Origin of the sequence: Desulfitobacterium dichloroeliminans LMG P-21439 (assembly GCF_000243135.2) — a bacterium.
Taxonomy (GTDB): Bacteria; Bacillota; Desulfitobacteriia; order Desulfitobacteriales; family Desulfitobacteriaceae; genus Desulfitobacterium; species Desulfitobacterium dichloroeliminans.
Window position 1 is genome coordinate 539,312 of sequence record NC_019903.1, and the last position, 21,458, is coordinate 560,769.

The window sequence follows — 21,458 nt, forward strand, 5'->3', positions numbered from 1 at the left end:
AGAGTCTAAAATAATTGGCATTTTAAAGGAAATAGATGTAAGTTGTCGAAATCAATAATTTAACAGAGAAGGAAATTAAACGGAGGAAGTCGTTCGCTTTATTACAACACGCGCAGTGAGATAACTGCGGTCAACTTTTATGTCATTTGGCTAAGCACTAGGAGATGATGAAAAACAATGAAGAGGCTGACTTGGAATTTACAAAGAGAAATGTAATTGATCCATTTCCAGCCTGAAAGCGGGTGATTATAATTGAGCAACCCTTTAAGTGGAAGAAACAGTTATCGGACCGCATCCATCGTAGAACTCGCCGTTAGTAATGATCTTCCCGATATCAGCAGCGCTAAAAACGATTATGATTTGGCGCATAAAGATATTGTAATGGTTAGAAATATTGAAAAACACCTTAAGCTGTTCGAAATCTTTAAGTTGAGAAACTCCCAGATGATTGTTTTAATTCTAGCTGGCGCCAAAACTTTGGCCAGCGAAGCCGGAAGGTTTTCTCTGGAAGAAGCCCATAAGTATCTGGGTTATATGAGCAAAAGAACCCGGGATAAGGTGCTGAGAGAATTGCAGGAAAAAGGCTGGATAGTATTTGACGGATTTGATTACGAAGTCCCCGGTAAGGTGCGCTCTTTTTTATCTTCCATGTTTTTAGCCTTTGCGAAAGAAAATCTTAGTATGGAAGAACAGATCAAAACCACCGTTATGCTGGCAGAATTTGTCGATGAATTCAATATGGATGAAGAACAAACTGAGTCCATTAAAAACATGGGATTTCGGGAATTGGCGGTTTGGCAAGGATATCTGAAGCGTGTCATTCAGAAAAAGTCGCGGCGGGAAATTTTAGAAATCGGCAAACAGACACAGGGAATAATCAAGGTGATCAAAGAAACGCAGAGGACGCTTAACAGTAACCGTAAGCTCTTTTCCCGGACTAAATATGATGAATTTTTCGATGTAACTAGCAGTATTTTGGATTTAACGACGCAAATCTTAGCCATGGCCATTCAATTCCAGCGGGAAAGCCAAAAAGGTCTGGGTGAATTTATTTCCCCCGAGATGATTGAGGTGGCGCTTCATGAGGCAAGCAAAGAGATATTAGCTGGATTTGCCGAGAAGAACTTTTCGGCCCCCAAACAGGTCTATCAACTAAGAGAAGAAGTGCTGGGAAGCAGAAGCAAGGCTTTTTTTGAAAATGAGAAAGAAGAAATTATAGCCACACCTGCCCCTGAACCGGTTGATATTGTGGAAGAAGAAATGATTGTGGATCGGACGCAAAGCCCCATGGAGCTTTTCTATCAGGAACTTGTTCTGAAAATGAAAGGGAAAGACGATGCCCCTATGGATGAACTGCTTTTTCAAGATCTTAAACAATTCGGTCAGGCCTTGTATAAAACAGGTCAGTTGCTTAAGTTAACGGGAGAATTAAGAAATCAGGGTCTTGAGGTTCAGGGAAAAGAAGTCTTTGAATTGATCGTCAACGATTCCTATAAAGAATTGAAGGAAGGTCCGGTGGAACTGGTCACAGATTGCTTGACGAGGAGGGTTAGTCATGGATCAGATTGAGGGAATCAAGATCAATCCTGAAGCGCAAAAATTATGCTCTATGTTTCATTACGGCTGGGTTTCTAAAAAGGAAACCGGCCCAATTGAACGGGATCTTAAGTTGTTTCGGGATGTGCAAACCTATCTTTCGCTGATGGGCTATGAATTGCTGAACCCACCTGGAACTGAATGGTATGTGATCCGTTTAAAGAAAGAATACGATTCAGCTTCCTTTGATTATTTCCTGAAAAAGGTCAAAGGGATAGACCGGAGGCATATGGCCCTGCTGACGATTATTTATGCGAATCTTGTTCTGCCCAAGGAGCTTCGCCATGTGGATCCGGAAACTGAATTGAGTCTGACAGTTGACGAGCTTGTTTATAACTATGGCGCCAAGTTTCAGCAGGGAAAACAGAACCCGCGCAAAACTATAGAAACCTTGCTGGCGCCCTTGAAAAAACATCATTACATTCTTTTTGAAAAAGGCAAGGCCAAGATCACTGTCGGACCAGCGATGTATATGCTCCACAGCGATCTTCTTATGGACATCTGCGATTATGTCATTCAGGGATTGACGGCTAATTTAAGTGCAATCCCTAAAATTGATGAAGAGGAAACGACTGAGAGTGAGGAAGATGGCAATGATTAAAGATTTCTCAACCGTATATTGGGGATACCTACCGTCCACCAAAGAACCCTATAAGGTTCATGAGAAAGTCAATGCTTTCATCGGTCCGTCCGGTCATGGGAAGACAACTATCTGGGACGGACTGCGGCTGATGTTGGGGGCAAGTCATTATGAGAGCAAACGGACATTTTCCTTTTATGTTCATAAAAAAAGCAACTGGGCGGTGGTCCGGGTCGCCTTTGATAACAAACCTGTGAATGGTGTCCGCCCCTTTGAAAATGTTCGTAAATTTGCGGACGAAGTAACCGCTTGTTGCAGGATTTATAAAAACGAGCAGAGTTCCTGGGCTAGGGACTATTATTTATTCGATGGTGAATTTCATGATCTCAAAGATCTTCATTTTAATACCAAAGCATATAGCGAAGCGGCTTTAAGTGTGGGGGAGTATCTGGGTGTTTTGGAGCAATGTCTGGGCATAACCAAAGAATTCCGCAATTTAATGGCTATGAGTCCCGATACAGTAAGGGAAGTGGTTAACTCTTCACCTCATACCCTGTTCCATTTGATCTTTGACCTCAAAGGCGCGAAAGGTTATAAAAAACGTTATGATGAGAGCAAGCAGCGCTTGAATGAACAAGAGATCGCCATTGAACGCGCGGCGGAAGAAATGGGGCAAGCTCGGATTCGCTTTGAAGAAACCAAAATAAAAGCCCAGAAATTTCGGCAATATAAGGTCAAAGAAAAGGAAGTCGAAAGTACTATAGTAAAGCTGAAAAAACTGGAGTACGCCGAATGCCAGGAGATGCTAAAATCTACGGAAGAAGAAATGACCTCCGTTGAGCAACAAGGACGGATAGAAGCGGATAAGGTTAATGAACTTACGGTAAAAATCACCGCCAAAGAAACAGAAATTGTGCATTTGGAAACGGAGTACAATAGGTTATATGAGGAAGAGGAAAGGGCCAATCAGGAGAAAACGGAAATTACAAGTACTAAAAGATTTAAGGATAACGAACTTAAAACACTGGCTCAAGAAATCGAGAATTTGCAAAAAATAGAACCGCAAAATATTGAAGATTTAAGACAACTCAAAAGTATTCTCACTGATGATTTGGATCAGAAGAAGCAGGATTATGTTCAAGCGAAGACTGCGCTTAATGAGCTGAAGCAAAAGCTTCTTGATCTGGAGAATAATCGTCTTCCTTATAAAGACGAGGCCAAAAGATTCAGAAATGCTCTTGAAGAAAACCATGTTTCCTATCTTATGCTTGCCGACGCGATTAGTGTTAAGCCGGAAATGAGCAGATGGCAGGAAGCAATTGAAGCATATATCGGCAATAATCGTTACCGGGTGATTGTGGAACAGGGACAATACCTTCAGGCCAAGAAATTACAAGAAAAGGCCAGATATGGAGCTAGGGTATCCTTGCCTAAAACCGGAAAAGAACTGCTGGCGTGTGAGGGTATAAACTATCCCAGCTTGCGCTCGGCTATCAATATAAGTCACCGGGAAAAAGTTGAGGGATATCTGGACAAGTTGAACAATGTATATCTGGTGGAAACGGTCGAAGAAGGTCATGCCCTTCAGGCCCGGGGAATTGAGAGCATTACGCTGGGCGGCTTGCTTCAAGACAATGACGGGGCTATTCATTTGAAATACCATACGCTCTGCTGCGGTAAACTAGCTCTCCAAGAAGAGAAAAAACGAACTAAAGAAATGCTGCCGCAAAAGGAATGCCTGGTTCAGAAACTCCAAGCCGCTGTTCAGTTGCTCCAAAAAGATGTGAACGAAACCGAAGAGACGATTAAAATGCAAGAGCGATTAGCAAAACTATCTGATCTGGAACAAAACTACAGTTCCTTACTTGAGGAAACTGGAAAGCTATCCAACTTACTCAACGAAGCAGAAAGACAGAAAAAAGCAGCAAAGGATAAAAAAGAAGGAGTCCGGCGCCTACAACGAAGTGCAGGAGAGGACCAAAAAGAATTTATTGTAAACAAAGAACAAGCTGAACAAAACATGACCATTTTCTCGAGAAAATATTCAGATTTACAGAAAAAACAAGAAGGGCTTGGGTTAGATTTTAAACTGGCAATAGAAGAAGTAAAAGTGCTGGGGTTAACGGAAGATGATATTGAATTTATCTCTTATGAAATGCAAGGCAGCGCTTTTTCAGATTCTCAAGGAAATCGGACTACAGCAAAGGAAATGAACAATAAATTAAACGCCCTTCTTGCCGAAAAGGAAAAGCTTTATGACTCTTCGGTCAATGAAGAAGTTGCTCGTTTAGTCGAGGCGCAAGAGGGGCAGGTGGAACTGCTGGCCCAAAATCTGCGCAGCTTAAAAGAGGACAGAACGGAATTGGAGAGAACCTGTGATGATTTACTGTTTCAATTCCGGGAGCATATCAAGGAAATTATGAAGGATTATATCTCTGAATTCGAGAATTTTGCGGATTTGCTCAAAGCGTCAGCCAAAGGGAAATTGGTAGAAGTCACACCGGATCCGGAGACGTGGGAAATAAAGTTGTATATCGGCTATGACGGCAAGGAACCGGTCCCAGTGGACGGACCACATCTCAGTTCCGGTCAAAAGGCCAGCACCAGTCTCATGATTTTGCTGGCAGCTTTGGGCGACAATAAAAACGGCAAAACAACCCCGATTATGTTTTTGGATGAACCTAAGGCGAGGGTAGACGATGATCGCGGCAATGAAATCGGGCAACTTCTGCAAGTTACGGATATTCAGTATTTTATTACCCACCAACAGGGAGAATCCTTGAAGAGCATCGATTGGATCGACCATGCTTTTACCTGCAGTGCATGTCGGTCCGATCATGATTTTGCTAATCCGTTAATCCTGAAAAAACGGGCTAGGAGAAGTTTTGCATGAGCGGAATCAAGAAAACAGACTATGAAAGAAGTCCGGAAAAAAGATATCCGAGCTATAAAATTGAATCCGGACAGAATTTCAGAGGAATTCCGTCCACCCTGAATAAACCCCACGGTCTTCAGGATTTGATGACCCAAATAATCAGGGAAGTCAGCAAAGGAGCCAAACGTTATACTCCATTGGCTGGAAAGCTTGCAAAATCCTATTCTTCCAGCGATATTGCCAAAGCAATTGATATCCTAGTTATTGACGGTATTTTGCAAACGAAAAGCAAAAACAAGAAGCCCAATAAAAGCGATTTGGAATGGGACTTGCAAATCATCTCTCTTGATCCCCGGGCACAGGAGACCTTTTCCCAGACTGAAGAACCGTTGGTAGAGAAATATCAGCATTTGAAAAACCAAATAGATCAGCTTATTACGGAGACCAAGCCTTCCGCACTCAAAACCCATCTGCAGCGATGCCTCAATGAAAAAGTCTTGACGAGTCCGAATAGGGATGTGGTTTGTGGGACCAAGGCCTGGGTTAAATTTCGATCTGTTGCGTTGACTTTGGCCTATGCCATTGTTTTATTAGAACAAGAAAAAAGAGAACCTCTACGGGTTCTATCAGAAAGAATCTGGGGTAAAAGCAAGATACTTGACCGGTATAAAAAAGATATCGCGCGGGTTGCGGGGCAATCCCTTAATCGCTTAAACCTAACGAGCATACCTGAAGTAACATTTGTTTATGGAGATGTCTCGTACCGCTTTCAGGGATACTTATCATCGTTGATGGCGGGAAGTCCCTATGTGCTAACAGAAGGAACAATAAAAGGGCTGGAAATAAAGCAAGTCGGCGCTGAAAAAATGCTTATTGTGGAAAATTATGCGGTGTTTCAGGAAGTCTTTGTTCGCAAATATCAGGAAAGGCCCGATGTGCTGCTTCTGTGGGGTGCCGGTTACTTATCCTCCCCCAAGAAACGGCTAATTGATAAGATTCTTCAAGCCAAGCCAATCCCCGTATATATATGGAGCGATCTGGATGCGGACGGGCTGGGGTTAACATTGGATATTATCAAAAAAGTGCGGAAGTATGATATTGAGGTTAAGCCTGTTCTGATGTCAGCCTGTGAACTGGATTTGGCCAAAGGGGATTATGTCGCCTCCAACCATCATAATTTGGATGACCCGGAGTTGGCGGAAGTTTTCCCGGATGTGATCGAGAGAATACGTTTGCAAAACGTGATGGAGCAGGAAGAACTTATTCTCCATTATGAGCGGGTGAAGGACAAGCTCCCTTAGGGTCATATATTTTTAATTGGAGGGAGGATATGAGTTATACTTCTGAGTACGAATAGCAGAGAGGATGCTTTTATTCATCAAAATTCGTAAAAACCGTTTAGGGTTATATTCCACATTTCAGCGACTCGTGCTATAGAGTTTTTAATCCCTCGAAGTGCAATTAGATCATGGAAACATGAGTGATAGGGAATAAATACTCTGCAAAATGTAGAACTTTTTGTTATCCTGTAACAAAAAACATGGCATATGCTGTTGAATAATTAAAATAGGGGGACATAGATGGAATTCTCAAAGAAAATACAAGAATTGCGGAATAGAGCTCAAGAATCACAAGCTGCAAATAAAATCATTGACATGTTGATACAATTGAAATTAAAGAATGATAGTACAACTTCTTACCGATGGATTTGGGAACTCATTCAAAATGCAAAGGATGTTGTTAACTCCAGAGGAAAAGTTGACATTTTTATTAACTTTGACGAAAGCAACAAATTGATTGAATTCAAACATAATGGCAAGCTATTCTCAACAGAGAATATTGTTTTCCTGATAGAGCAAGTTTCTACAAAAGATCGCACAATAACTGATGAAAAGAACAAGAGGACTACAGGAAAATTTGGAACTGGGTTCTTAACTACGCATTTGCTATCAGAAGAAGTAAGGGTATCTGGATATTTGCAGGATGTTGGTGAATCCCCATGTTCTTTTAGTGTTGTTTTAGACCGATCCGGTACGAATAAACAATCAATAATATATGCGATACAAGAAAGTTGTTTTCAGTTAGATAAAAGCACTACCTTAATTGATAATGCTAAAAAAATAAATGAAAACGATTTTAATACTTGTTTTACTTACGTTTTGAATGAATCGGGAGTGTTAACCGCAAAAAAAGGGCTGGAAAACCTACTTATTTCTGCTCCATATGTATTTGCTTTTGTTCCCGAAATAAGTTCAATAATAGTCACAAGCGGCCAATATGTTCAAAAAATTAGCCGGGAAGAGATAATTGAAACCAATCTCAGAAATGCGAAGGCAACAAGAACCACGATCACAACAGAGGGCAAAAATAAAGATAGATATATTTTTGTTTTGGGAACGAATGATTTATCTATCGCTGTGGAAGTTGAAGCACATGAAAAATATAATTTCATAGCAAAATACGATTCTCAGCTACCAAGAATATTTTGTGACTTTCCACTTTTGGGAACGAATGATTTTTCATTTCCGGTAGTAGTAAACAGTTCACTGTTCAATCCAACAGAACCTCGAAATGGAATTCATCTAACGAATATAGAACATGAACATACAACGGAAAACAAGCAAAAGTTGGTGGAAGCTTGTAAGCTCTATATTGAGATGTTGGACTATTTTCTGGAAAAAGATTATGAAGGCATTTACAACATTGTAAAAATTCCTGTGCAGCCTGATAAAGATTGGATATCAAAAGAATGGTTTGAGCAAGAAGTAATCGATTCATTAAAATCCCGCATTAAAGAAATCCCACTCGTGTGTACGCAGAGTGGTGAGAAAAAAACTCTGTTTGATGACTGGGGCAACCCCTGCGTACTTATTCCAAAAGATGCAGATAAAACTGTAAGGGACAAAGTGTGGGCACTATCAAGCAAAATCATTCCTCATATGATTACAAAACGTGAAGAATTAGAGTGCTGGTACAATTCTTTATGGGAGGAGTGTCGCACCTATAGTATAGTCGACTTAATTGAACGAGTAGAAACGTTCGACAACATAGATGAGTTGTCGAAAAATGTTATAAATGATGTAAGCGATTGGCTAAATGAATTATTGGCGCTATTCTACACAAAAGAAAATGCTTTTCAAAACTGTTTTTCTAGAAACCCATGTATTGTACCAAATCAACATGGTAAATTTTGCACTATAGATGCAATTGCACTTGATTGCGATATTGATGAAATCTACAAAACAATTTCAGAGATTATTGAGCTCGATTTCAAAAGCAAATTATTGGATAGCAGTATTAAATATGAATTCTTGCCTATTGTTAAGAATTTTACATTAGAAGATGTTTTTTCAGAAATTGAAAAGAAGTTACATACTCCCAATCCGAAAGCAGAGGATTTTTATAAAAGAATTATTTGCTTGCAAGCTGAACAAAATGAAGAACAAGATGATTTTTTGAACCTCTTTAATAAAGATTCTTGGAAAAGAAATAAAGTATCAAAACATTCAAAGGAGATTCTTAAGGCAGCATTAAAATTTTGGAGAGAGAAAATAAGCAAGCAGATAGGATCGTATGAATGCGTTGAAAACTTTACTTCTCGAAGTTGTTTTTCTAATGAACAAAAGGCAGTTACTTGGTTGTCAAGGTTCATTCAAATATTAGTTAAATATGAGCAAGAAAATTTACTTGATAGAATCGCTATATTGCCTGATCAATATGGTAGTTTTAAGAAGTGTGCAGAGTTGTCTCTTGATTCAGGCGAAATTGAAGAAATTCTTAAAGATGCATGTAAATATGCCGGATATGATGTGCGTGAAACATTGTTATTAAAAGACGTTTATTTGAAGCTACCTAAAAATAGAACTGTTTATTTAGAAGATATTTCCGAGAAGATCACCAAGTATGTGAAGGAGAACAAAAACAATATAGGGCGGAACAATTCCGAGGAGAAAGAGGTTTTTCAAAAAACATATCTTTGGCTTAGAGAGAATTTGGCCAATGAAACAGTCAAAAATTGTTTTAAAGAATTATTAACTAATCTACATTGGTTTTATAACGATAATGATATCGCCGAAAATATGTTCAAAGTGGATGAATATAACGACATGTTAAAAAAATATGGTGTTTCCGGAATGCAAGAATTAGAAAGGATATTGTCTCGTTCGGCCATTGAATGTAATTCAAGAGAAGCGGTGGAAATCTCGAAGGAACTTCTTGCGCAATGGGGAATAGCAACAGAAGATGAGTTAAGTAGAGCATTATCTAATAATGTACTCGGCGCAGATTTTATACATAACTCTAAACCTGATTTTGGAATATTTAACTATGTAAAAGAAATTCTCGCACGTTCGAAAAATAATGTTATCGAATATTTAAGTAAACAAGCTGAGTACGATGTTTCAGAATGCATTGAAATCAGTAAAACGATTTTTATTGTCAAAAAGCATGATATTCAAATTTACATAATTGCGCGCCCATCTGATTATGGACAAATAATTTTATATTATGATTCTGAGTTGGATCTTCTTGATTACGAGAAAGATTGTGAATTATGGGTTGAAGATGGGAAAAGCAATCCACAAAAAATTACATTTGGCAAAATATTAAAGCTAACTGGCGTTAACAAAATTCTATTAAGGAGCATAAGAGAGAATGGTTGATATTACCGAAGTGCAACAATTGTTGAGGGAGCCAACTTCAAAAAACCTTATTTGCAGAGAATTAGAATTCAGACCACAAAATTTAGCCTTGTTTATTGCTGCGCTCTCAAATACGACAGATGAATATGGGTATATCGTAATCGGAGCAAGCAAAAATGCAGATAAGTATTCCGTGAATGGAATAAGTCCTGAATTTAAGATAGATGAACCCATCAAGCGGGCACTAGGCTTATTGTCTGAGCAGCCGAGAATAGACTTCGGGAGTCTTACAATTGATGGCAAAAATATTTATGCAATCAAAGTTAAACAGGTTGCAAGCGACATTTACTTCAAACCTACGCAGAATACAGAGTCACAAGCCGATTTATTTATTCGTGATCTTTACTTGGCTTGTATTAAGCTTCAAGCGCGCAAGCTCTATGTGAATGTTACAGAAGATGAGCGTAATGACTTTATTGTTGATTTACTTGAAACAAGCGGACACTGCATAAAAGATCAATCTCGACGAGGAAGTTCTGCCACTGGAAAATTGTCTGGCGAAGTTGATATTTTTGTTGAAAAAAACGGTATGCCTTTTACTCTTATCGAAGCTCTCAATTTAGATAGCTTAAACACTAGTTACATTGATACTCATCTTGACAAAATATATTCTTATGACACAGCAGGAAATGCATTTAATGTATGCTTGTCATATGTCAAAGTGAAAGATTTTGGTTCTTTTTGGGATAAGTATTGCGACCATGCTGGAAAGCATGCCTATCCAGTAATGCTTATCTCATCAAATATAAATGCGGATAAGGATTATTCATACTCCGACATCAGGTTTATGACAACAACCCATAACCGATCAGGTAAAACCACATGCCTCTACCATATATGTGTAAAGATACATTAAATATTAATTTGATTTTGCTTCAAAGGTCAAAATATTTCGGCTTTTGCTTGACATACGCGTGGTTAAAGGTGTGAAACTGATAAAAGCATAATATGAGCATCTGTAGTACGATCAGCAAAGTTGAGGAACTGGAAAATACTTTGTAGGTTTGTTTTGATGCGGGAGCGAAGAAAATAATATTGCCGATGTCTTCCACTGTGGATATTGGAACGGTGCCCTCGGAGTTTTTCGCCAAATTTCAGACGTCGTTTTACACCAGTCCGGAGGATGCTAGTTTAAAGCGTTGGGGATAGTCAAAAGTACCATAAGGAAGTTTATCACTGGATGATTTACGGACTGTCCTATCAGTGTAGGGGTAAAGTTGAATTTTAAACGTTGTATATGACCTAAATTCCACGTGTGTTTTTTATTAGCTTCAAAAATCACTATTTCACGAAGAATTTAGACTGCTTCTCACACATTGTAACATTATTTACAACCACCTTTCAATCATTTTTGATAAATCATTGATTTCATCTTTGCTGCAATGATACTTAATAAACTCTGCAAGTTATCCACAGAGCAACACTCAATTTTATTGATGATATTCTTATTATACCAGACATTTTTCATACACTCCCTTGTACGGATAGTTTTCCGACAACTTCATGATTACATATCTTGCGGTTTTGATTATTTTTGCTGCAAGAAATACATACTTCAAACGAAAGGTCTTTATTTGCTGTCTGTATTCTGAAGAGTCCAAGGAATCAAACTTGAACAACAAAAATAGGTTATATGAAAGCATCATCATTTGAAACACGGCTTCATTCGCCCAAAATGACTTTAGCAAGAGATGACCCACCGCCATGTCGTATTTGGCTTCTTTGATATAGTTTTCAGCATTACCACGCTTTTCATAGTATATAACTACTTTTTCAGAAAGCAAGGTAGTATTTGTTACAAAGAAAAAGTAGTCGTATTCGGAACCTTCTAAAAGTGATAATTGTGCTCTTTCTTTTTCTGGTTTCAGTACGCGAGATACGACAAATCTTCTGTCTTTTTCCCATTTAACTAATTTTGTATACAGTTCTGTAGTTTCTCTACCTTCTTCTCCTTTAACGAATACAATTGATGAATTCGTTGCTTGTGAGGTGAGTGTAGAATAACTTTTGGCTTTAATTAAATATTTGCATCCAAGAGATTCTATCGTTTCGATAATTTTTTCATCAAAGTAGCCACTATCCATTCGAAATAAAATTTCTAAATCGTCTGATTTGATGTTAGCAACAATTTCTTTGATCATTTCCGCAGCACCGTTTGCAGTGTAAGTATTGCCACTTCTTACAAATCCGGTAACATATGCTTTTAATTCGTCGCAAAATGCAAATTGGATATTGTAGCATCGGTTTCCCAGTTTCTTAGGATTATATCCTTTTGACGCACCTTCTTGATGACCTTCTACGTTAATTACACTACTATCAATATCAATCGTAATGGATGTCAATTTACTTTTAGTGAGCAGTTTTTTAAAGACTTTAAAATTAATGTCTCTAAACATTTGGGTTGTCTTGAAGTTGAAGTTTCCTAGAAACCGTGACACTGTTTCAGGTTCTTTTACGGAAATATCAAACTCGTTGACGAGGGGATCATTTTGAAGTAGCTTTAGACGTTCTAACTTATCAATGCCAATGAAGTGACCGCAGAGCATGGTCTTTATATGATTCATCTTGATTTTATTTGTTGAGTCATTATCAAATACGAGGTCATTTTCAATAAAATCAAAAATCCCATTGCTTTTTGCATTCTCAAGGAGCAGAAAAAGACCTGCATTTGATGTTAGATTCTTAGCTTTGAAATCAATTTTATTAATCATAATTAGAACCCCTTTTTACTACTTTTCTTACTATTATTTTACCATATATCGAGTCATAAAAGCTGATAATTTAACATATTTTTGAGCACTTTTCTTTCACCCAATGGGTGAAAGCTGAATTTCGAAGGAACGCATATTTATCAAGGCTTTGATTATGCTTTTTGAAGTACTGACGTAGAATCTAGGTATGAATATTCTCTCGCCTATGCCCTGAATGACAAAATGTACGTCAAGGAGCTGGTGTCTGGACACGACGTGACTTCGATGCGATCCAGCACGGACGACCAGCTCGGTCACGAGAAGCTGATCGACAGCGTTAATGGGATCGCTTGGCTGTGTACTAGCATATGACAGATACTTCAAAGCGATTGTGATCGCCACGAAAGCACATGATGGTCAGGTTGACCAAGGCGGAAATTCGTATATTCTACATCCGCTTTGAGTAATGATAAATTACGAAGCGAATATGCGAAGGTTTGTGCTGTTCTACATGATGTGATAGAGGACATAAATATTACTTTTAAGGATCTAAAATTGGAGGGTTTTGGCCATGAGATTATTACTGCTCTAGACTGCTTGACAAAGCGAAAAGGCGAATCTTATGATGATTTCAAATGGTCGTATTATGCCAAATGAATACGCTTGACGTGTGAAACTGGCGGATTTAATAGATAATATGGACTTGACCGTATCCAAAATCCAAGCAAGGAAGATGAATTGCGGATTCAAAGATACAAACTAGCTACCGATCGACTTCAGACGCATTGCCGTGTGCTGATGTAATTCCGGACCGTCGTTTAGAGGAGATTAATGGAGCCGCTGAGATGCACCCCGCCATATCGTGTGATCAGTTTTGCTATATGTTTATCCGTTTTATAGAGACACACAGTTGGTTATTCGGCGGTGGTTTTATAGATATAACCGATGAGAAGTAGGTGTCAACCATGATTCAATTAAACTGAAAGGGAGAAAAAGGCATGAAAATTTCTAAAGCTATTATTCCGGCGGCTGCGGTGGCAACATCGATCCTTGGTTATTTGTTCATTAAGGGAAAACCCCCTGTACCGTCCACAAAAATGGTGGTCGATGCTGTGAACACGGTATCTGATGTTACACAAAAAGCGGAGGGGTCGTTTGCCGGAGTTTCTCAAAGTACCATTGATGATATAGTTAAAAATACTTACCGTGGTGTGAAAGCGGTAATTAACGGTGACACTTTGGAGTATTGGTATAAATCGTCTTCCGGGAAAACAAACAACATGGCCAGACTGGTAGTGGATGCCGGTGGAGAAATAAAAGCGTATCTTGGAAACGGTCCCTATTTTTACGCTAATTCACCGCGGTCTTTTACAGAAAAAATAATTCAAGCAATGAATCAAGTTAAAAACATTTAAGGTGGCTTTATGCCTCTATTATCGTCCGACAGGACATCACAAAAATGAAAGTTGGCAGCATCGTCAACGCCGCCAACACCGATTTGCAAATGTGCGATTGGGTTTGCGGAGCTATATTTAAAGCGGTGGGAGCGGCACAACTTCAAGCTGCTTGTTATAAACTAGCCGCGATTAACACGGGTGAGCTGTTATTACGCTGGGCTTCAACCTCCCGGCAAAATTTTCGTCATCCACGCTGCTGGTCCCGCCCATCGGCAGTGGAACAAGGAGCTGAATGAGCAGCACCTCCGTGTCACCTATATGAACTCATTGAAAAGAGACTTTGAAAATAAGTTACCTCGGAATTCAAGATTTACTTACAAACCGCGACCTTGATGTGATTCTTGTAGTGTTTGACAAGTCAGCATTCACCATCAGCAGTGAACTGCTTGGAGCAGATGAAAGCTACATGTACGATCATTATGTCGCAGAACACCATATCCGTCGGCGGCAACTACTTGATGTAGAGCGGGATGCCTTATACGAAGCTGACAAGGATGTTAGCAAATACAACGAGTCTATTTTTGAAGATATGCTCGCCCCATCCGTTGGTGCGCCTGTCCCACTTGATGATTCGGTCGGCAACTTGACGAGCCGTTTCCCCACATGCTACTTAGTCTTATTGATGCCAAGGAAATGATGGATGTCAAAATTTATAAACGCGCCAACCTTGACCGAAAATTGTTATCTAAGATTAGAAGAATTCAAAGGCTATGTGCCAAGTAAGCGCACTGCGATTGCCCTCGCCATTGCACTGGAGAAGCCGACGACCTTTTGGAGCGTGCGATATATGCCCTCTCCCGTACAGTCAAGTTCGACGTTAATGTAGAATATTTTATAACAAACGGTAAATACGACGTTTTTGAGATAAATGAAGTGCTGATCGAGTACGATCAGCCGCTGTTGGAGGGATAGGTATGAGAAACTACAACTGGGGCATTACTACGAATGTCTATGAAGGCGATGATATTCATAAACGTTTTGTCTTAGGTGTATCTGGAAATAATCCACTTATTTGTTTTGGAATAAATCCAAGTACCGCAAATAACCAATACGCCGACAAGACGCTACATATGGTCGAAAAAATAGCAAACCTCAATGGTTATGATGGGTGGTTGATGCTAAATATCTACCCACAACGCACGACAGACCCGAATGGTTTAGATCAGATAAGAAACGAAGAGTGGCATATTCAAAATCTACAACACATAACGACGATTTTGAAGTGCGGTAACTTAAGTCTGTGGGCGGCTTGGGGAAAACCAATAATGACGCGGGAATACCTTGTAGAGTGTTTAGGGGATATAAATGATCTTGCTATTAAATATTCTTGCCGCTGGATTGCATTTGGCAAGGAAGAGGGTGAAATAATCAATTGTGTGACTGTTGAAGGACATCCTCGCCATCCGTCCCGTCTGCCGTTAGCCTCAAGATATATTGGCTACGAAGTTGCTCATTATTTTAGGTGAGATTTGTCGCTTTGGAAGCGATCATATGCCCCTCAGAAAAGTTTAGAATGAAGTCACACTAAAACTTTGAAGGAGAACGTGGCGATGAAAAAAGGGTTAACAGAACTGATTTTTATACTCGACAAAGCGGGTCGATGGGCGGTTTGGAGGCCGACACCATAACGGGTGCATTAGCTATGACGGATGCAATATTTATATACCGTTTCTACACTGGTGGTTATGGCGATGATACGGGCAATCTCATTAACAGACGCTTAACCCTCGAACAATGCTGCCCGTTTATGCACAAGCAAGGCGCCTGTGCTGCGGGTTGAGCGAATGTAATGGGATGTTGGCAGGGAGCAGATTGTGCGGCTTCACGCAGCCGGATATTCAGCCTATTCCTGACCCGGGCAAGAAAGGAACTGTTGGTTTGTTTCTGCTTGACGGGGTTGGGTCTTTAGGTTTCAGTAATTAACGAAGCATAGCGCATGTGTAGGAAGAAAAAGCCTCGCATGCGCTTTTTAATTTCCCCTATAAAAGAAGACGGCAGGACGGACCATTACCGTGAGCCTTGCCGCTGCTTGAGATAGGGGGAAAAGAACAGGATGCCGGATTATAAAAAGATGTACTTTCAACTTGCAGCAAAAGTCGCTGATGCCATGGATATCCTTTCAAAAGCTCAGCAGGAGGGAGAAGCGGAATTCATGGCTGGAGAGCCGTCTCCCGGAATCAAAGTCATCGCCATAAAAGAGGAAGACGGTCCATCGGAATAAAGAAGAGCCACACATGGTTATGTGTGGCTTTAGCGGTAAAACAAATGCCAGCCCCAAATACGAATGTGCCTTCGTATTTGGGACTGGCTTGTATTTCGAGAGGAAGGATTTCAGTTGCTTACAAATTGTAAGCAACTGAAATTGAAAGCTGCAGATGGAAAACGTTGCTGAACCATTCAAAATGTGGCTTGCTCAGGTTGGACGCGAGTGGATTAACCAGCGATTGCAGGCTTCAAGTACCCTACCTCTTCTTACTCTCTGATGTATTCTCAAGATCATCAGGCTTAATATTGACCTCCAGCTCGTACTTGTACCCGTTGATCATGGAAGAGACGGTGCCGTCATCATCTAAGATATCCTGCCGGAAGACCATATAGAGATGGCCGAGGAGAAATGCTGCGTAGCCCCAAGCGAATAGATGATGAAACATGCGGACGAGATTTTCACTGCCCATAGCAGGGATGACCCAAGAGAAAACTCCGAGTACACCCTCGGGAGTGGCTGTAGCCCTCATAGCAAAACCGGTGAGGATCATAACCATGCTTGCAAACCAAATGAAGATAAGGTACATGAGCTGGGCCATCGAATTATGGCCCACATGAGTAGTATGCTCATGGGTCATAAATAGATAGTATTTTAAAGTAGCGACAGCATCCTGCCAAAATTCTTTGCGCCAGAAACGCATCTTTGCGAACTCGTTACCCACTATAAACCAGTACAAACGAAAAAGAAGGTTGGCGGTAAAGATGTAGGCTGTGATGCCATGCCAGTAACGCATGTTACCCATGACAAAGTTTCCGACAGCTTCTCCGGGTGCCACGAGGATGGGGTTGCCGATATACATGCCTGTAATAAACAAAATGACGATGGCAGTAGCATTGATCCAATGAAAAAGTCGTATAGGCAATTGCCATACATAGGTGGGTTGGCGCAAGCTTGAAGGCCTCGTACTGCTGGGTTGCTTTTTGAATGTTTCATTCATAGGCAAAAACACATCCTTTAGAGAACTTTTACCTTGGCTAATTCCTCCCCTGTAGGAGAGATAAGATGGGTGGCGCAAGCTAGACAAGGGTCAAAGGAATGAATAGTCCGCAATAACTCTAAGGGCTGATCTTGGACTGCTACCGGCGTGTCTAGGAGAGAGGCTTCGTAAGGCCCTTTGCCCCCTTTTTCATCTCGGGGAGCTGCATTCCAAGTGGTTGGAACAACGGCCTGGTAGCTTTCAACTTTGCCATCGCGGATTTTAATCCAATGAGCAAGAGCTCCCCGAGGGGCCTCGGCAAACCCAACTCCCTGTGCCGTTGCCGGCCAACGGCTGGGATCCCATTTTTCCGGATTAAAGGTCTGGGTATCACCTGACTTAATGTTGGCAATGAGGTCGGCGTAAAAACCGGCGAGATGATCCACGGAGTATTTGGTTTCTAAAGCTCTAGCCAAGGTTCGACCAAGGGTTGAAATCAAGGCCTTGGGCGGGAGTTCTAAACGCTTTAAGGCGTCATCAACGAGACCCTTGATTTCCTGATTGCCTCCGGCATAAGCTACCATAACTCGGGCGAGAGGTCCCACTTCCATAGGGTGGCCCTTCCAGTGGGGTGTCTTAATCCAACTGTATTTTTTATTTTCATCGAGATTATGATAAGGTGGCCGAGGGCCATCATAGGCTGGATCGGTTTGTCCCTGCCAAGGATGTAAGCCAGCCTTGGGATCTGCATAGTGATACCAAGAATGGTTGACAAACTCTTTTATATGCTCAGGGTCTTTAAGATCTACGTCATAGAGCTGGGTGAGGTCACCGTTTAGAATGGCCCCCTTGGGAAAGAGAAAGCTATCCGAGTCGCGAATATCGGTAAGTGGAACGCCACCGTAGCAAAGGAAGTTGCCGATTCCGCCACCCCAGAGGTCGCCCTTGTAGAAGCTGGCGATTGCCATAACATCTGGAATCAATACCTTGTCCACAAAAACCTGTGCTTCATCAATTTTCGCTTTTACTAAGTTTAAACGCTCCATGTTGACGACATGTACATCATTTAAGTTAATAGTCGAGGCATGGCCACCCACGAGATAATTGGGATGAGGGTTTTTTCCACCAAAAATGGTATGGATTTTGACTATCTCAGTTTGCCAATTCAAGGCTTCAATATAGTGGGCTACGGCCATCAAGTTGGCTTCGGGTGGGAGACGATAGGCTGGATGTCCCCAGTAGGCATTGGCGAAAATCCCCAGCTGTCCGCTTTCAACAAGGCCTTTGACTCTGGTTTGGATATCGCGGAAATAACCTGCGGATGATTTAGGCCAGTCGGAGATAGACATTGCTAAATTGCTGGTTGCTTTAGGGTCAGCCTTAAGAGCACTTAGAACATCGACCCAGTCAAAACCATGTAAGTGATAAAAATGCACCACATGGTCATGAACCATCTGGGAAAGTGTCATAATGTTGCGGATAAAGTTGGCGTTTTTGGGAATTCGATAATCCAGGGCATCTTCAACAGCACGGATCGAGGTTAGGGCATGAATATGAGTACAAACCCCACAGATTCTTTGGACAAAAGACCAAACATCACGGGGATCTCGATTCTCAACGATTTTCTCAATACCCCGAAATACTGTACCCGAACTCATGGCGTCAGTAATTTTAGTGCCTTCCACAACGGCTTCAATGCGTAAATGACCTTCTATCCGAGTTAAGGGATCGATAACAATTCTATTAGCCATAGATTCAGTGTTTCCCCCTAATCTTCCTTATGGCGTTTTTCGCTGTTTTTCGTGACAGCTGTTGCTACAGCATGAGCGACGACACCAACCCCTGCAGCTCCAACAGCAACCATGCCCAGTTCATCGGGATTTTTGCCTATAGCGTTATTGGGAATGTCCGCTAGGTGAGTATAAAACGGCGTACTCGTGGCATACCAATTGTTTTCAGAGCAGGCCATGCAAGGATGACCCGATTTGACAGGAAAGCTTACCCCATTATTCCATTCGGTTACGGCACAAGCATTGTAGGCCACAGGACCTTTACAGCCTACTTTATATAAACACCAACCTTTCTTTGCTCCTTCATCATCGAATTGCTCGACGAATTGACCGGCATCAAAGAAGGCTCGTCGAGTACAGCCATCATGAACACGCTTGGAATAAAAGGCTTTGGGGCGACCGAGGCTGGTCAGCTCAGGAATCTCTCCGAAGGTAATGTAATGGACAATAGTTCCGGTAATAACCTCGGCGATGGGTGGACAACCTGGTACATCGATAATCGGTTTGTTTTTGACAATATGCCGGATAGGAACAGCCTCCGTGGGATTGGGATAAGCGCCCTGGATACAGGCATTGGTGGCACAAGATCCATAGGCGATGACTGCAGCAGCTCCGTCAGCGCACTCCTTTAAAAGGTCATTGGCAGTCATTCCGCCAATTGTGCAATATACCCCGCCGTCACCTAAGGTAGCACTTCCTTCGACGACTAAAATATACTTGCCATAATAGTCTTTCATGGTCTTTAAGCGAACAGATTCGGCCTGGGTCCCCGCGGCTGCTTGCAAGGTTTCCATATAGTCAAGGGATATCATGTCAAAGATTAGATCAGAAACAAGCGGATGTGCACTGCGGATAAAGGATTCTGCGCAACAGGTGCATTCCTGTAGACTTAAATAGATAACGGGAAGTCGGGGATTAGTTTCAAGAGCTTTAATAATTTTGGGTACGGCAGTAGAGTCTAAGCCCAACATAGCAGCGGTCATCGTACAAAATTTTAAGAAGTTACGACGGGATATTCCTTTACGGCGAGCCCATTGATAATAGGTATCTTCGGCCATTAGCAACCCTCCTTTGATGAACAAGACTCGTTTCAATAATGATGCCTTTGTTTAATACCTTATAGATTTGCATTATTGTGGTAAATTATTCGCCAACTATGGTGATTGCCGATTATCCAGGAGGCTGCTGTTTGTGGAAGGCCTTACTCATTAATAGGCGAGGTTCTAAAAGCTTGATTTCCGAGGTTCTAAAAGTAGAGACAAGTAGTAAGCATTAATTAAAAAGAATTTAATAGAAATTTAACGTTTCATAAATAAGATATTAACTTTTCCTTGATAGAATAGGGTAGCAAAGATGCAAAAGAGCATAATTTTTTGAGGAGGCCGGTTATGAGCTTAAAGGTATTAGTCATTTCGGCTGCGTTTGGAGCAGGACATGTAAAAGCTGCTGAAGCGGTAATCGAAGGATTTTTGCAGAAGAACCCGGAGGCCGAAGTTATTCATGTCGATTTTGGCGAATTCATTAATAGGCCTTTGAACTCAACCCTTAAAACTACTTATATCGATATGATAAAGTACACCCCCAAGCTCTGGGGGAAATTCTATTATAAGACCGCTGATATTTCAGAAGGTTCCTTGTTTCAACGCTTCCTCAATGGTATTGGGCGTCGTCAATTCTTAAAATACATTCATTCCCTACAGCCTGATCTCATCGTTTGCACCTATCCGGTCATTGCCGGTGTTCTTTCCCAGCTTAAAAAAGAAAGGCGGCTTAATGTCCCCTTGGCTACGGTGGTGACGGATTATGGCATTCATGGTCAATGGGTGCATCAGGACGTTGATTTATATCTGGTGGGTTCAGAAGAAGTACTTGAAGCGTTAGTCAACCGTGGCATCCATCGGGATTGCATTAAAATTACGGGAATACCTGTAAGTATAAGATTTGAACAGCAGTTGGATCGTCAAGCCTTAATGAAGCAATTCAGTCTGAATGAACAGGTCCCCACAGTTTTGATTATGGGCGGAGCTTATGGGGTTTTGGGCAGTGCAGTAAGTGTCTGTCAGATGCTCGTTCAAAGAGAAAATCCCGTCCAGGTAATCATTGTTTGTGGAAAAGATAAACAGCTTTATCGTTCCCTTAAGCCTTTGGCCTCGGCCTCCAAGCATCAAGTGCTACTTTTCGGCTTCGTGCGCAATGTGGAGGAGCTCATGACCGTGGCCGATCTTGTGATTACCAAAACCGGGGGCTTAACGGTCACAGAAGCCTTAACGAAACATTTGCCCATCGTTACCTATAAACCCATACCGGGTCAAGAAGAAGAGAATGCCGAATTTTTGCTGAGAAAGGGTGCCGGCCGCATCGCTTACACAGAGGAGCAGCTCAACCGGATCATCGCTATCCTCCTAGAGAACTTGGAGGTAAGGGAAGGGATGCGGATAGCTGCCTCAAGGGTATTGCCCGGTCATGCAGCAGAACGCGCTGTAGAGTATATCTTAGAGCTCCGTAATCCTGTAAGCCAGCATAGCAAGCGAGTAAGTTAGTTAGTTTTAAGACGGAACTAACTAAACCCTATCAGTAAACTAGATACT

17 protein-coding genes are annotated in these 21,458 nt (G+C 41.3%); 13 read left to right on the forward strand and 4 right to left on the reverse strand.

The window, feature by feature from the left end:
- Positions 1-252: 252 nt before the first annotated feature.
- From DESDI_RS02515 to DESDI_RS02540, 6 genes are all read left to right on the forward strand, one after another.
- The gene (locus DESDI_RS02515) at positions 253-1,569 is read left to right on the forward strand and encodes a hypothetical protein (protein WP_015261065.1); all 1,317 of its coding nucleotides are present in this window, start codon (positions 253-255) and stop codon (positions 1,567-1,569) included.
- Positions 1,556-2,197 carry a hypothetical protein gene (locus tag DESDI_RS02520; RefSeq protein ID WP_015261066.1) on the forward strand — a complete coding sequence of 214 codons (642 nt, stop codon included), beginning with the start codon at positions 1,556-1,558 and terminating at the stop codon, positions 2,195-2,197. The genes DESDI_RS02515 and DESDI_RS02520 overlap by 14 nt, the downstream gene beginning before the upstream one ends.
- Positions 2,190-5,069 carry a coiled-coil domain-containing protein gene (locus DESDI_RS02525; RefSeq protein WP_015261067.1) on the forward strand — a complete coding sequence of 960 codons (2,880 nt, stop codon included), beginning with the start codon at positions 2,190-2,192 and terminating at the stop codon, positions 5,067-5,069. The genes DESDI_RS02520 and DESDI_RS02525 overlap by 8 nt, the downstream gene beginning before the upstream one ends.
- Positions 5,066-6,352 (forward strand): Wadjet anti-phage system protein JetD domain-containing protein, encoded by a 1,287-nt coding sequence (locus DESDI_RS02530; protein ID WP_015261068.1) that lies wholly within the window; start codon positions 5,066-5,068, stop codon positions 6,350-6,352. Before DESDI_RS02525 ends, DESDI_RS02530 begins: the two co-directional genes overlap by 4 nt.
- Before the next feature lie 279 nt (positions 6,353-6,631).
- Complete coding sequence (locus tag DESDI_RS02535; protein WP_015261069.1) at positions 6,632-9,712, forward strand: ATP-binding protein; 3,081 nt, start codon at positions 6,632-6,634, stop codon at positions 9,710-9,712.
- The gene (locus DESDI_RS02540; RefSeq protein ID WP_015261070.1) at positions 9,705-10,607 is read left to right on the forward strand and encodes an RNA-binding domain-containing protein; all 903 of its coding nucleotides are present in this window, start codon (positions 9,705-9,707) and stop codon (positions 10,605-10,607) included. The genes DESDI_RS02535 and DESDI_RS02540 overlap by 8 nt, the downstream gene beginning before the upstream one ends.
- 592 nt (positions 10,608-11,199) lie before the next feature.
- Here the strand turns inward: DESDI_RS02540 and DESDI_RS02545 are convergent.
- Positions 11,200-12,462, reverse strand: a complete 1,263-nt coding sequence (locus tag DESDI_RS02545) for an IS1380-like element ISEcp1 family transposase (RefSeq protein WP_000608644.1) — start codon at positions 12,460-12,462, stop codon at positions 11,200-11,202.
- Positions 12,463-13,439: 977 nt separating this feature from the next.
- Here DESDI_RS02545 and DESDI_RS02550 point away from each other — a divergent pair.
- The 6 genes from DESDI_RS02550 to DESDI_RS18005 all read left to right on the forward strand — a co-directional run bounded on the left by DESDI_RS02550 (position 13,440) and on the right by DESDI_RS18005 (position 16,119).
- Entirely contained in the window at positions 13,440-13,856 is a 417-nt protein-coding gene (locus DESDI_RS02550; protein ID WP_015261071.1) for a hypothetical protein, read from the forward strand.
- A gap of 44 nt (positions 13,857-13,900) precedes the next feature.
- Complete coding sequence (locus DESDI_RS18220; RefSeq protein ID WP_015261072.1) at positions 13,901-14,134, forward strand: macro domain-containing protein; 234 nt, start codon at positions 13,901-13,903, stop codon at positions 14,132-14,134.
- Positions 14,135-14,178: 44 nt separating this feature from the next.
- Positions 14,179-14,535 carry a hypothetical protein gene (locus tag DESDI_RS18225; protein ID WP_242825430.1) on the forward strand — a complete coding sequence of 119 codons (357 nt, stop codon included), beginning with the start codon at positions 14,179-14,181 and terminating at the stop codon, positions 14,533-14,535.
- Between the two features lie 277 nt (positions 14,536-14,812).
- Entirely contained in the window at positions 14,813-15,364 is a 552-nt protein-coding gene (locus DESDI_RS02565; protein WP_015261073.1) for a DUF1643 domain-containing protein, read from the forward strand.
- Between the two features lie 134 nt (positions 15,365-15,498).
- Positions 15,499-15,678, forward strand: coding sequence for a hypothetical protein (locus DESDI_RS18155; protein ID WP_083879832.1), 180 nt, complete (start codon positions 15,499-15,501; stop codon positions 15,676-15,678).
- A gap of 273 nt (positions 15,679-15,951) precedes the next feature.
- Positions 15,952-16,119 carry a hypothetical protein gene (locus tag DESDI_RS18005; protein ID WP_015261074.1) on the forward strand — a complete coding sequence of 56 codons (168 nt, stop codon included), beginning with the start codon at positions 15,952-15,954 and terminating at the stop codon, positions 16,117-16,119.
- Positions 16,120-16,360: 241 nt separating this feature from the next.
- On the opposite strand, the gene cybH is transcribed toward DESDI_RS18005, so the two are convergent.
- Genes cybH through DESDI_RS02580 form a run of 3 tightly spaced genes read right to left on the reverse strand, consistent with a single transcriptional unit; the run spans position 16,361 to position 19,928 of the window.
- The gene (gene cybH, locus DESDI_RS02570) at positions 16,361-17,101 is read right to left on the reverse strand and encodes a Ni/Fe-hydrogenase, b-type cytochrome subunit (protein WP_041219226.1); all 741 of its coding nucleotides are present in this window, start codon (positions 17,099-17,101) and stop codon (positions 16,361-16,363) included.
- 17 nt (positions 17,102-17,118) lie between these two features.
- Positions 17,119-18,831, reverse strand: a complete 1,713-nt coding sequence (locus DESDI_RS02575) for a nickel-dependent hydrogenase large subunit (protein ID WP_015261076.1) — start codon at positions 18,829-18,831, stop codon at positions 17,119-17,121.
- A 17-nt stretch (positions 18,832-18,848) separates the two neighbouring features.
- Complete coding sequence (locus DESDI_RS02580) at positions 18,849-19,928, reverse strand: hydrogenase small subunit (protein WP_015261077.1); 1,080 nt, start codon at positions 19,926-19,928, stop codon at positions 18,849-18,851.
- Between the two features lie 330 nt (positions 19,929-20,258).
- Between DESDI_RS02580 and DESDI_RS02585 the strand changes: the two genes are divergently transcribed.
- Positions 20,259-21,410 carry an MGDG synthase family glycosyltransferase gene (locus DESDI_RS02585; RefSeq protein WP_015261078.1) on the forward strand — a complete coding sequence of 384 codons (1,152 nt, stop codon included), beginning with the start codon at positions 20,259-20,261 and terminating at the stop codon, positions 21,408-21,410.
- The last annotated feature ends 48 nt before the right edge of the window (positions 21,411-21,458 follow it).